The sequence below is a fragment of the Streptomyces sp. NPDC054840 genome, from assembly GCF_053611065.1.
In genome coordinates, this window is the sequence record NZ_JBSGZP010000167.1 from 1 (window position 1) to 12,266 (window position 12,266).

Annotated in this window: 12 protein-coding genes; 6 read left to right on the forward strand and 6 right to left on the reverse strand. The window is 68.3% G+C overall.

What is annotated here, in order from left to right; translation table 11 throughout:
* Positions 1-32 precede the first annotated feature (32 nt).
* The 4 genes from rplI to rpsF all read right to left on the reverse strand — a co-directional run bounded on the left by rplI (position 33) and on the right by rpsF (position 1,737).
* Positions 33-479, reverse strand: coding sequence for a 50S ribosomal protein L9 (rplI, locus tag ACWGIU_RS14835; protein ID WP_453705830.1), 447 nt, complete (start codon positions 477-479; stop codon positions 33-35).
* Positions 480-497: 18 nt separating this feature from the next.
* Entirely contained in the window at positions 498-734 is a 237-nt protein-coding gene (gene rpsR, locus ACWGIU_RS14840; RefSeq protein WP_005315025.1) for a 30S ribosomal protein S18, read from the reverse strand.
* A 43-nt stretch (positions 735-777) separates the two neighbouring features.
* The gene (locus ACWGIU_RS14845; RefSeq protein ID WP_053167464.1) at positions 778-1,374 is read right to left on the reverse strand and encodes a single-stranded DNA-binding protein; all 597 of its coding nucleotides are present in this window, start codon (positions 1,372-1,374) and stop codon (positions 778-780) included.
* 72 nt (positions 1,375-1,446) lie between these two features.
* Positions 1,447-1,737 carry a 30S ribosomal protein S6 gene (gene rpsF, locus ACWGIU_RS14850; RefSeq protein WP_004950685.1) on the reverse strand — a complete coding sequence of 97 codons (291 nt, stop codon included), beginning with the start codon at positions 1,735-1,737 and terminating at the stop codon, positions 1,447-1,449.
* Positions 1,738-1,987: 250 nt separating this feature from the next.
* On the opposite strand from rpsF, the gene ACWGIU_RS14855 reads away from it, so the two are divergent.
* The 3 genes from ACWGIU_RS14855 (at position 1,988) to ACWGIU_RS14865 (ending at position 4,653) form a co-directional block, all read left to right on the forward strand.
* Positions 1,988-2,290: a hypothetical protein gene (locus tag ACWGIU_RS14855; RefSeq protein ID WP_453705832.1), complete on the forward strand. Its 303-nt coding sequence runs from the start codon at positions 1,988-1,990 to the stop codon at positions 2,288-2,290.
* A 142-nt stretch (positions 2,291-2,432) separates the two neighbouring features.
* Positions 2,433-3,551, forward strand: coding sequence for a lipid II:glycine glycyltransferase FemX (locus ACWGIU_RS14860; protein ID WP_030383942.1), 1,119 nt, complete (start codon positions 2,433-2,435; stop codon positions 3,549-3,551).
* Positions 3,552-3,621: 70 nt separating this feature from the next.
* A complete protein-coding gene (locus ACWGIU_RS14865; protein ID WP_453705834.1) occupies positions 3,622-4,653 on the forward strand; it encodes an alanine racemase in 1,032 nt (343 codons plus the stop codon).
* A gap of 10 nt (positions 4,654-4,663) precedes the next feature.
* On the opposite strand, the gene ACWGIU_RS14870 is transcribed toward ACWGIU_RS14865, so the two are convergent.
* Both ACWGIU_RS14870 and ACWGIU_RS14875 read right to left on the reverse strand, forming a co-directional pair.
* Positions 4,664-6,124 carry a glycosyltransferase family 87 protein gene (locus tag ACWGIU_RS14870; RefSeq protein ID WP_453705836.1) on the reverse strand — a complete coding sequence of 487 codons (1,461 nt, stop codon included), beginning with the start codon at positions 6,122-6,124 and terminating at the stop codon, positions 4,664-4,666.
* A gap of 93 nt (positions 6,125-6,217) precedes the next feature.
* A complete protein-coding gene (locus tag ACWGIU_RS14875) occupies positions 6,218-8,830 on the reverse strand; it encodes a transglycosylase domain-containing protein (RefSeq protein ID WP_453705838.1) in 2,613 nt (870 codons plus the stop codon).
* A gap of 276 nt (positions 8,831-9,106) precedes the next feature.
* Between ACWGIU_RS14875 and ACWGIU_RS14880 the strand changes: the two genes are divergently transcribed.
* The 3 genes from ACWGIU_RS14880 to ACWGIU_RS14890 all read left to right on the forward strand — a co-directional run bounded on the left by ACWGIU_RS14880 (position 9,107) and on the right by ACWGIU_RS14890 (position 12,214).
* Positions 9,107-9,709, forward strand: a complete 603-nt coding sequence (locus ACWGIU_RS14880) for a PadR family transcriptional regulator (RefSeq protein ID WP_030008393.1) — start codon at positions 9,107-9,109, stop codon at positions 9,707-9,709.
* Positions 9,710-9,758: 49 nt separating this feature from the next.
* The gene (locus ACWGIU_RS14885) at positions 9,759-10,841 is read left to right on the forward strand and encodes an inositol-3-phosphate synthase (protein WP_453705840.1); all 1,083 of its coding nucleotides are present in this window, start codon (positions 9,759-9,761) and stop codon (positions 10,839-10,841) included.
* Between the two features lie 104 nt (positions 10,842-10,945).
* A complete protein-coding gene (locus ACWGIU_RS14890; RefSeq protein ID WP_453705842.1) occupies positions 10,946-12,214 on the forward strand; it encodes an MFS transporter in 1,269 nt (422 codons plus the stop codon).
* The last annotated feature ends 52 nt before the right edge of the window (positions 12,215-12,266 follow it).

Here is a 12,266-nt window from a genome sequence, read left to right on the forward strand (position 1 = left end):
CCCCAGGGGGTGCGGCCCTTCGTGCGCAGCCCTTAGGCGGCGACGACCTCGATGCCCACGTTCGCGGCCACATCGGCGTGCAGACGCACGGAGACCTGGTACGAACCGATGGTCTTGATCGGGGAGCCGAGCTCGACGCGGCGCTTGTCGACCTTCGGGCCGCCCGAGGACTCGATCGCCGTGGCGATGTCGGCCGGGGTCACGGAACCGAAGAGGCGACCGGCGTCACCCGCGCGGGTGGCCAGACGGACCTTCACACCCTCGAGCTTGGCCTTGACCTCGTTGGCCTGCTCGATGGTCGCGATCTCGTGGATCTTGCGGGCGCGGCGGATCTGCGCCACGTCCTTCTCGCCACCCTTGGTCCAGCGGATCGCGAAACCACGCGGGACCAGGTAGTTGCGAGCGTAACCGTCCTTGACGTCGACGACATCGCCGGCGGCACCGAGGCCAGAAACCTCGTGGGTCAGGATGATCTTCATTAGTCGGTCACCCTTTCCTTATCGTGCGGTGGACGTGTAGGGCAGCAGCGCCATCTCACGGCTGTTCTTGACGGCCGTGGCGACGTCACGCTGGTGCTGCGTGCAGTTGCCGGTAACGCGGCGGGCACGGATCTTGCCGCGGTCGGAAATGAACTTCCGCAGCATGTTCGTGTCCTTGTAGTCCACGTACGCAGTCTTGTCCTTGCAGAACGCGCAGACCTTCTTCTTAGGCTTGCGCACAGGCGGCTTCGCCATTGTGTCTCTCCTGTGTGATCAAGAAGTGGGGATGCGAGCTGCCCTAGAAGGGCGGCTCGTCCGAGTAGCCACCGCCGGAGCCGCCGGAGCTTCCGCCCCAACCGCCCCCGCCGCCGCCCTGCTGCTGGCCACCGGCCGGCGCGCTGGACGCCCACGGGTCGTCGGAGGGAGCTCCGCCGCCCTGCTGCGGCTGGCCACCGGGGGCTCCGCCCCAGTTGCCACCGCCGCCGCCCTGCTGCTGACCGCCGCCGCCGTATCCGCCCTGGCCACCACGACCGGTGGTCTTGGTGACCTTGGCCGTGGCGTTCTTCAGGCTGGGGCCGACTTCCTCGACGTCCAGCTCGTAGACCGTGCGCTTGACACCCTCACGGTCCTCGTACGACCGCTGCCTCAGTCGGCCCTGCACGATGACGCGCATGCCTCGCTGAAGGGACTCGGCGACGTTCTCCGCCGCCTGCCGCCACACCGAGCAGGTCAGGAACAGGCTCTCGCCGTCCTTCCACTCATTGGTCTGACGGTCGAAGGTGCGGGGGGTGGACGCGACACGGAACTTCGCGACCGCCGCACCCGAGGGGGTGAAGCGCAGCTCGGGGTCGTCGACGAGATTGCCGACGACCGTGATGACGGTCTCGCCTGCCATGGATGAACCTCTCGGCGGGGATTGCTGCTGGGCTGCTGTGCTACTCGATCCCGATTACCGCTGAACCGAAGTTCAGTGGGTCTCGGGGCGAAGGACCTTGGTCCGGAGAACCGACTCGTTCAGGTTCATCTGTCGGTCAAGCTCCTTGACGACCGCAGGCTCGGCCTGAAGGTCGATGACCGAGTAGATGCCCTCGGGCTTCTTCTTGATCTCGTAAGCGAGACGACGACGGCCCCAGGTGTCGACCTTCTCGACCTTTCCGTTGCCCTCACGGACGACGGAGAGGAAGTTCTCGATCAGCGGGGAGACAGCGCGCTCCTCGAGATCGGGGTCGAGGATGACCATCACTTCGTAGTGACGCATGTGGAACCCACCTCCTTTGGACTCAGCGGCCACGGTCGTTCCGTGGCAGGAGGGTCGTGATGCGTGAGCACGATGTCCGTAGAGCAGACACCGCGCAGCTGTACAGACTACCTGCTCGCGTCCTTCCGGTTGAAATCCGCCGGGAGAGGGCCACAATCTGTATCCATCGGGTGTGCTCGGTGCTATGCCCTCGGCCCCTTGCCGGAGGCAGCCCGCCCCACCGCCAGCTTCAGCCAGGAGGTGCCCTTCGATGGCACAGGCAATGCGGCCCCCTCAGATCTCCCTGCTCTCCACCGACGGCAAGCCCCACCCGCTGCAGGACACCCTGATGGCGGTCACTCTGACCCTCGGCGCCGTGGCGTTCGTCACGGCCTTCTTCCACAACCTGCACCTGATCAGTTCGTGGGCAGGGCTGATCGGCATCCTGAGCGGCGCGTACGGACAGTTCGTCTCCGTCACGACACGCGAGCGCTTCGCGCTGATCCTCGGCCTTGGTGCGTCTGCCATCGGCTTCTACCTCGGCATGTTCCACGGCGGCCTCTTCGGGGGTTGAGCCGGCCGGCCGGGACACCTCCTCGGCAGGGCGCCGGCCGCGCACCGGCCCGGGCCCCCGGCCCGTCCCCCAGAAGGGTGGCGCCCCTGTCGCAGTAGGCTTCGCGCCATAGCCAGCGAAGCCGCCGGAGGAGACGCCCCGCATGAGCCTGTCCCTGAGGACCATCAGCCGAGAGCAGCATCTGGGTTACCTCCAGAGCCTGCCCTCGGCGAGCCACTGCCAGGTCCCGGCGTGGGCCGACGTGAAGAACGAGTGGCGTTCCGAGAACCTCGGATGGTTCAACGAGTCCGATGAACTCGTCGGAGCGGCCCTCGTGTTGTACCGGCAGTTGCCCAAGGTGAAGCGGTACCTCGCGTATCTGCCCGAGGGCCCGGTCATCAACTGGTACGCCCCGAACCTGGAGGAATGGCTCCAGCCGATGCTGGCCCACCTCAAGCAGCAGGGCGCCTTCACCGTGAAGATGGGCCCGCCCGTCGTCATCCGCCGCTGGAACTCGACCGCCATCAAGGCCGGTATCCAGGACCCGAACGTGAAGCGCCTGCGCGACGTGGAGGCCTCGGTCATCGAGCCCCGCGCCTTCGAGGTGTCGGACAAGCTGCGCCGCATGGGCTGGCAGCAGGCCGAGGACGGCGGCGCCGGATTCGGGGACGTCCAACCGCGCTACGTCTTCCAGGTACCGCTGGCCAACCGCTCGCTGGACGATGTCCTCAAGGGCTTCAACCAGCTGTGGCGCCGCAACATCAAGAAGGCCGAGAAGGCCGGCGTCGAGGTCGTCCAGGGCGGCTACGACGACCTGCCGACCTGGCAGCACCTGTACGAGATCACGGCCGAGCGCGACAAGTTCCGCCCGCGTCCGCTCAGCTACTTCCAGCGCCAGTGGACGGCCCTCAACTCCGAGGACCCCAACCGGATGCGGCTCTACATCGCCACGCACGAGGGAGAGCCGCTGGCCGCCGCCACGATGCTCACCGTCGGCCAGCACGTCTGGTACTCGTACGGCGCCTCCGCCAACCACAAGCGCGAGGTCCGCCCCTCGAACGCGATGCAGTGGCGGATGCTGCGCGACTCGTACGCGCTCGGCGCAAGCGTCTACGACCTGCGCGGCATCTCTGACACGCTGGACGAGAACGACCACTTGTTCGGTCTGATCCAGTTCAAGGTCGGTACGGGCGGCGAGGCCGTGGAGTACGTCGGCGAGTGGGACTTCCCGCTCAACAAGGTGCTGCACAAGGCCCTCGACATCTACATGTCGCGCCGCTGACCGCCCCACCGCACACGCACACACAGCACCGCTGCACCACGCAGCTTCTCAGGAGAGGTTCCGGACGGGCATGGCGCTCACGCTCTACGTCGACACCGCGCGCTGGCGTGCGCACCAGAAGCAGATCCAGGACCAGTTCCCCGGGCTGATCCCGGTCTGCAAGGGCAACGGATACGGCTTCGGTCACGAGCGGCTCTGCGAGGAGGCGACCCGCATGGGCGCCGACATCCTGGCCGTGGGCACGACGTACGAGGCCTCCAGCATCAAGGACTGGTTCGGCGGCGACCTGCTCGTCCTCACCCCGTTCCGGCGGGGCGAGGACCCGGTGCCGCTGCCGGACCGGGTCATCCGTTCGGTCTCGTCGCTGGACGGGGTGCGCGGGCTGGTCGGAGCCAGGGTGGTCATCGAGTGCATGAGCTCGATGCGCCGTCACGGCATCTCCGAGCAGGACCTCGGCCAGCTGCACGCCGCGATCGAGGACGTCCGGCTGGAGGGCTTCGCCCTGCACCTGCCCCTCGACCGCCCGGACGGCTCGGACGCCGTCGAGGAGGTCATCGGCTGGATGGACCGGCTGCGCGCGGCCCGGCTGCCGCTGCACACCATGTTCGTCAGCCACCTGCGGGCCGCGGAGCTCGCGCGGCTGCAGCAGCAGTTCCCGCAGACCCGCTTCCGTGCCCGCATCGGCACCCGGCTGTGGCTGGGCGACCACGAGGCCACCGAGTACCGCGGCGCGGTCCTCGACGTCACGCGCGTGGCCAAGGGCGACCGGTTCGGCTACCGCCAGCAGAAGGCCGCCTCCGACGGCTGGCTGGTCGTGGTCGCGGGCGGTACCTCGCACGGGGTGGGTCTGGAGGCCCCCAAGGCGCTCCACGGTGTGATGCCGCGTGCCAAGGGCGTCGCCCGGGCGGGTCTGGCCACGGTCAACCGGAACCTTTCGCCCTTCGTGTGGGCGGGCAAGCAGCGCTGGTTCGCGGAGCCGCCGCACATGCAGGTGTCGATCCTTTTCGTGCCCTCGGACGCGACCGAGCCGAAGGTCGGCGACGAGCTGGTCGCGCACCTGCGGCACACCACCACCCAGTTCGACCGGGTGCTCGACGCCTGATCCCGACCGGTCAGTCCCGGGGGTTCGTGCCCCAGGCGACCCGCTGTCCCTCCGAGGGCGCCGCGTACTGCGGCGCCCTCGCCGCGTCCGACAGCACGAACACGTCCTCCGCGCCGTCCAGGACGCCACCGGAGGGGTCGTCCGAGCCGTCCCGCCGTACGACGTCCCGCTCGGGCATCAGGATGTCCCGGACGATGACCGCGCACAGGTACAGGGTCGTCAGCAGGTGGGCGGTGATCGCCACCTGGTACCCCTCCACGGGCAGGCCCTGGTGCTTGTCCCCGCTGGACGTGTAGGCGAGGTAGAACCAGATCCCGAGGAAGTAGACGACCTCGCCGGCCTGCCAGATCAGGAAGTCCCGCCAGCGCGGCCGGGCCAGCGCGGCGAGCGGGATCAGCCACAGCACGTACTGAGGCGAGTAGACCTTGTTGCACAGGATGAAGACGGCGACGACGAGGAAGGCCAGCTGTGCGAAGCGCGGGCGGCGCGGGGCGGTCAGGGTGAGCATTGCGACGGCCCCGCACAGCAGGAGCGTCAGTCCGGTCGCGTACGTATTGGCGCCGTCCAGCGAGTTGCCCGAGCGCTGGGAGATCAGCAGCCACACCGACCCGAAGTCGATGGGCCGTTCCTGGCTGAAGGTGTAGAACTTCTTCCAGCCGTCCCAGGCGAAGAGCATGACCGGCAGGTTGACCACGAGCCATGCTCCGGCCGCGCCGAGCACCGCGGCGCCGAAGGCGCGCCACTTCCCGGACCGCCAGCAGAGCACGAACAGCGCGCCGAGCAGCAGTACGGGGTAGAGCTTGGCCGCGGTGGCCAGGCCGATGAGGATGCCGAAGAGGACCGTCCGGCCTCGGGACCACATGAGCATCGCGGCGGCGGTCAGGGCGATGGCCAGCAGGTCCCAGTTGATCGTCGCCGTCAGGGCGAAGGCGGGCGCCAGGGCGAAGAGCAGGGCGTCCCAGGGGCGGCGGCGGTGGGTGCGGGCGACGCACACGGCGATGACGGCCGCGCAGGCCATCAGCATGCCCGCGTTGACCATCCAGTACATCTGTTCGCGGTGCTGCATGGAGCCGCTGCCGGGGGTCAGCCAGGAGGCGATCTCCATGAAGAGCCCGGTGAGCACCGGGTACTCCAGGTACTCCATGTCGCCGGGGAGCCGGTCGAAGTAGGGCGTCAGGTTGTCGGCGAAGCCGCGTACCGCGTACAGGTGCGGGATGTCGGAGTAGCAGGCGTGGGTGTACTGCGAGCCCGCCCCCCGGAACCACGCCCAGTCGTAGCAGGGCAGCTTCTGGACCATGCCGAGCGCGAACATGCCGATGGCGATGAGCGCCACGACCCGGACCGGCCCGAGCCAGTGCCCGCCGAGGCGGGCGTGGCGGCCGAGCGGGCCGCCGATGAGCTCACTGCCGGCTGCGGCGACCTCGTCCTGCTGCGTGGGCAGTACGGGGCTGTCGTCGTGCACCTTGGTCATGGGCTCATCCTGCCGTACCGGACCGGACATGGGGGAAGGCCGTCGCACGGTGGGTGCGACGGCCTTCCTCTGCTCAGGGAGCGGCGCTACGGGTCACTCGGTACCGGAGCCGTCGACCCCGGCGGTGATGCCGCCCGGGCGGCCCGGTTTGCCGGTCTGCGTCGGGGACGGTGATCCGCTGGGTCCGCCGATCACCCCCGAGCTGGTGCCGGACGTGGTGCCGGAGGTGGTACCGGTGTCCGTGCCTCCGTTGGTGGTCCCGCGCGTGGGGTCCGGGTCGCAGTACAGCTTCCACGGCGGGCAGGACGGACGGCCGCCCTTCGACGGGGACGGCGACGGCGACGCAGAGCTCGACGGGAGCGTCGACGGGGAGGGGGACGGCGAGAGGACGGCCGAGGGCGTGGGGGAGGGAGCGCCGGCGGAGTCGGCGGTCACGCCGATGTCCTCGGCCTCGGGGAATCGCTTCACCGGAAGGCCCTTGAGCGCTTCGCCCATGTACTCGGTCCAGATCTCGGCCGGGATGTCACCACCGTGGAGGGAGGGGATGTCGCCCACCCCCTTCATGGAGATCAGCTTCTTGTCCGGCGAGTTGGGGTCGGTGCGGAAGAGGACCACGGAGGTCGACAGCTCCGGGGTGTAGCCGACGAACCACGCCGACTTGTTCTCGTCCGTGGTACCGGTCTTGCCCGCGGCGGGCCGGCCCAGCTTCTTGACCTTCTTGCCGGTGCCGTTCTCGACGACGTTCTCCAGCACCTTGGTGATGTTGTCGGCGACGGCGCTGTCCATGGCCCGCTGGTCCTTGGGGGCCTCGAAGCCGGACAGCTTCTCGCCGTTCTTCTCGACCTGGGTCACGGAGAACGGCTCGCGGTGCGTGCCGGAGGCGGCGAAGGTGGCGTAGGAGTCGGCCATGCGGATGGCGCTCGGGGTGGAGGTACCGAGGGCGAAGGAGGCGTCGGTGTTCGGGTTGATCGACTCCTCCAGGATGCCCGTGGACTTGGCCACGGCCCTGACCTTGTCGTGGCCGACATCGAAGACGAGCTGGGCGAACGGGACGTTGATGGACTTCTCCATCGCCTCGTTGAGGGTCACGTACCCGAAGGGGGTGGGGCTCTCGTTCTTCTGCTTGAACGGCTCGCCCGACGCGTCGCGCAGGGGCCTGCCCTCACGGTTGTTGATCACGGTGAGGTCGTTGGCCATGTACTTGCTGTCGGCCGAGATGCCCTGGCCCTTGGAGTTCTGGGTGCCGTACTCCATGGCCGCTGCCAGCACGTACGGCTTCCAGGTCGAGCCGACCGGGACACCACTGGTGTTGGCGTTGTTGCTGAAGTACTTGTGGTCCCAGCCCGGGCCGCCGTACAGGGCGACGAGGGCCCCGCTCTTCACATCCACGGAGGCCGCGCCGAACTGCACGAAGGTGTCCGTCTCGGGTCGGCCCTTCTCGTCGATGAACCCGTTGCGGGTGTCCTCGACCGCCTTGACCAGGGCGTCCACCTTCGGCTTCTGGAAGGTCGTCCTGATGCGGAAACCGCCCAGGGCCATCTGTTCGGGGGTGATGCTCTTGGTCTTCATCACATAGGCCTTGGCGGTGTCGACCAGGTAGCCGATCTGGCCGGTCATGCCGCGGGCCTGCTCCGACTCGACACGCGGGGGGAAGTCCGCGTCCGTGAACTTGGCCCGTTCGGCCTTGTCCATCCGGCCGACCTCGACCTCGCGGTCCAGTACCCAGGACCAGCGCTCCCGGGCCCGCTTCTCGTTGAGGGCGGGGGTGGCCGCGGCGCCGATGCCGCCGTCCGGGTTGTAGAGGTTGGGGCCCTTCAGCACGGCGGCCAGGAAGGCGCACTCGGAGGGGTTCAGGTCCTGGCTGTCCTTGCCGAAGTAGGCGCGGGCCGCGGCCTGGATTCCGTAGGCGTCGCGACCGTAGTAGGCGGTGTTGAGGTATCCCGCGAGGACCGTGTCCTTCTCCTCGGAGACACCCAGCCTCAGGGCGATGAAGAGCTCGGTGACCTTCCGCTTGAGCGTCTGGTCGGAGTCCAGGTAGGTGTTCTTCACGTACTGCTGGGTGATGGTCGAGCCGCCCTGCGTGGAGCCGCCCGTGGCCATGTTCCACACGGCGCGGCCGATGCCCATCGGGTCCACGCCCTTGTCCGTCTCGAAGGACTCGTTCTCCGCCGCGATCACGGCGTCCCTCATCGACCGGGGGATGCTCGAGATGGGCACGATCTGCCGGTTCATCGAACCGCCGGTCGCCACCATCTGAGTGCCGTCGGACCAGTAGAAGACGTTGTTCTGCGCCTCGGCCGCCTTGTTCGGGTCGGGCTTGTTCACCATGGCGATGCCGATGCCGGCGCCGGCGATGATGACCGCGAAGAAGCCCAGGGCCGTGCCGGAGACGAACTTCCAGGACGGGACGAAGCGCTTCCAGCCGTCCCTGTCGGACCGCGGGTAATTGATGAGCCGCTTGTCCGGGCGCCCGGTTCCGCGCGTGGCTGTGCCGGCTCCTCTCCCGCGGCCGCTGCCTCTCTGGGCGGACCGGCGGGTCTCGGCACGGCTGCCCTGGGCGGGCTGCGGTGCGTACGGGCCGCTGTGTGACGCCGTGGGGACATCACGTCCGGCCGCGCCCCTTCCGGGGCGCGGCTGGGCGGCGCGGCGGGCTGAGGCGCGCCCACCGCCCTCGGGCTGCGGCGGTTTGCGACGGTGCTCGCTCATCGAACGACTACTCCTCGGGCAGGCGAGTGGCCTGGAAGCGGCAGATCATTTCCGGTCCCCCCCGGTGTCCTGGCCCACAGACTACGCACGCTCAAAACGCGCTCAGTGCCGAAGTTCACCCCAAATCAGGCAACCTGCCTGGTGCGAATTGGTGATGTGACACCGGTCACTACGTCTCCCCTTGTCGATCAGAGCGGCCCGTTCTATCGTCTGGATGTATCGAGTCGATACATCAGCTCGGTATAAAGACGTCAGGGGCGGAGGAGAGGCAGGCGGATGAGCAGACGCTCAGGCATCCTCGAGTTCGCCGTCCTCGGCCTGCTTCGCGAATCCCCCATGCACGGCTACGAGCTGCGCAAGCGGCTCAATACCTCGCTCGGGGTGTTCAGAGCCTTCAGCTACGGGACGCTCTACCCCTGCCTCAAGACGCTGGTCGCCAACGGCTGGTTGATCGAGGAACCGGGCAACGCCCCGGAGGACGCGCTCGCCGCTTCACTCGCAGGGCGCCGCGCCAAGATCGTCTACCGGTTGACGGCCGCGGGTAAGGAGCACTTCGAGGAGCTGCTCTCCCACACGGGCCCGGACACCTGGGAGGACGAGTCCTTCGCCGCCCGCTTCGCCTTCTTCGGCCAGACCGAACGAGACGTCCGCATGCGGGTGCTGGAGGGCCGCCGCAGCCGGCTGGAGGAGCGGCTGGAGAAGATGCGCGCCTCGATCGCCCGGACGCGGGAGCGCCTCGACGACTACACGCTCGAGCTGCAGCGGCACGGCATGGAGTCGGTGGAGCGCGAAGTGCGCTGGCTGAACGAGCTCATCGAGAGTGAGCGGGCGGGACGGGATCGGAGACGATCCGGTCCGTCCGACGAAACTGAAAAATGAGGCCTGCATCTCGCAGACCTCGTCCGAGAACAAACAGGGAGCAACCGGAATGGGTTCGGTTCGCGTAGCCATCGTCGGCGTAGGCAACTGCGCCGCCTCGCTGGTGCAGGGCGTCGAGTACTACAAGGACGCCGACCCGGCGGCCAAGGTCCCCGGTCTGATGCACGTCCAGTTCGGCGACTACCACGTGCGTGACATCGAGTTCGTCGCCGCGTTCGACGTCGACGCGAAGAAGGTCGGCCTCGACCTTTCGGACGCCATCGGCGCCAGCGAGAACAACACCATCAAGATCTGCGACGTCCCGAACGCCGGTGTGACGGTCCAGCGCGGCCACACCTACGACGGCCTGGGCAAGTACTACCGCATGACGATCGAGGAGTCCGCCGAGACTCCGGTCGACGTGGTCCAGGTCCTCAAGGACCGCGAGGTCGACGTCCTGATCTGCTACCTGCCCGTCGGTTCCGAGGACGCGGCGAAGTTCTACGCCCAGTGCGCCATCGACGCCAAGGTCGCCTTCGTCAACGCCCTCCCGGTCTTCATCGCCGGCACCAAGGAGTGGGCCGACAAGTTCACCGAGGCAGGTGTCCCGATCGTCGGCGACGACATCAAGTCGCAGGTCGGCGCCACCATCACGCACCGCGTGATGGCGAAGCTGTTCGAAGACCGCGGTGTCCGTCTCGAGCGCACCATGCAGCTCAACGTCGGCGGCAACATGGACTTCAAGAACATGCTCGAGCGCGACCGCCTCGAGTCGAAGAAGATCTCCAAGACGCAGGCCGTCACCTCGCAGATCCCCGACCGTGAGCTCGGCGAGAAGAACGTCCACATCGGTCCGTCCGACTACGTCGCGTGGCTCGACGACCGCAAGTGGGCCTACGTCCGCCTAGAAGGCCGCGCCTTCGGCGACGTCCCGCTGAACCTCGAGTACAAGCTCGAGGTGTGGGACTCCCCGAACTCGGCCGGTGTCATCATCGACGCCCTGCGCGCAGCGAAGATCGCCAAGGACCGCGGCATCGGCGGCCCGATCCTGTCGGCGTCCAGCTACTTCATGAAGTCCCCGCCGGTGCAGTACTTCGACGACGAGGCCCTGGTCAACGTCGAGAAGTTCATCAAGGGCGAGGTCGAGCGCTAACCGAACCCAAGGGTCGTCACGACACCTGGACTTCGGCAGTTCTTCCGCGGAGGGTCCCCGGGCAATGTGCCCGGGGACCCTCCGCGTATGTGACCCTTGCCCTCATGCCTGTCGTACGTGATCTGCGCGTACTCCTGCGCCTGAGGGATTTCCGCAACCTGCTCGCCGTACGGCTGTTCTCCCAAGCCGCGGACGGCGTCTACCAGGTCGCACTTGCCACCTACGTCATCTTCTCCCCGGAGAAGCAGACCTCCCCGGCGGCCATCGCCTCGGCCATGGCGGTACTGCTGCTGCCCTATTCGGCGATCGGTCCCTTCGCCGGGGTGCTGCTCGACCGCTGGCGGCGCCGCCAGGTCTTTCTCTACGGCAATCTCCTGCGGGCCTTCCTCGCCTGCGTCACCGGGATGCTGATCGTCGCTCAGGTGCCCGACTGGCTGTTCTACGCCTCGGCTCTGTCCGTGACCGCCGTCAACCGCTTCGTGCTGTCCGGGCTCGCCGCCTCGCTGCCCCATGTCGTCGGTCCCGATCAGCTGGTCACCGCGAACGCTCTCTCCCCCACCGCCGGTACCCTCGCGGCGGTGGCGGGCGGAGGGCTGGCCTTTCTCGTCCGGCTGCTGGCCTCAGACTCCAACGCCCTCGTGGTGCTCCTGGGCGCCGGGCTCTACCTGTCCGCGGCCCTGGTCTCCCTGCAGCTCGCCATCGGCCTCCTCGGGCCGGACCACCCCGCCGGCCGGGCCCATCCCTCTCTCGCCGAAGGGGTAGCCCTCACGGTGCGGGGGATGGCCGAGGGCCTGCGCCACCTCGCCTCCCGCCGCGAGGCGGCCCGGGCGCTCGTCGCGATGACCATGATGCGGTTCTGCTACGGGGCCCTGTTCGTGATGCTGCTGATGCTCTGCCGCTACGCCTGGTCGGACAACGAGTCCGACGGGCTGGCCCTGCTGGGCATCGCCGTCGGCGTTTCCGGGGCCGGATTTTTCGCCGCCGCCGTGGTGACCCCCGGGCTGGTGGGCCGGCTGGGCCCGCTCGGCTGGATCACCGCCTGCTCCGCGGGCGCCGCGGTCCTGGTACCGGCCCTCGGACTGTTCTTCGCCCCGGGACCGATGCTGGCCGCCGCCTTCGTGCTCGGCCTCGCCACCCAGGGCGCCAAGATCGCCACCGATACGGAATTGCAGTCCCGGGTGGACGACGACTACCGCGGCCGCGTCTTCTCCGTCTACGACGTGCTCTTCAACGTCGCGTTCGTCGGCGCGGCGGCGGTGGCCTCCCTGATGCTCCCCGCCGACGGTCGGTCCGTGGCCCTGATCCTCATCGTGTCCGCCCTCTACGCCGCGACCGCCGTGCTCCTGGCCCGGGGCGAACGCCGTTTCACGTGAAACATCAGCGTTGACGTACGAATGACCGGGCCCGGTGTTTCACGTGAAACAC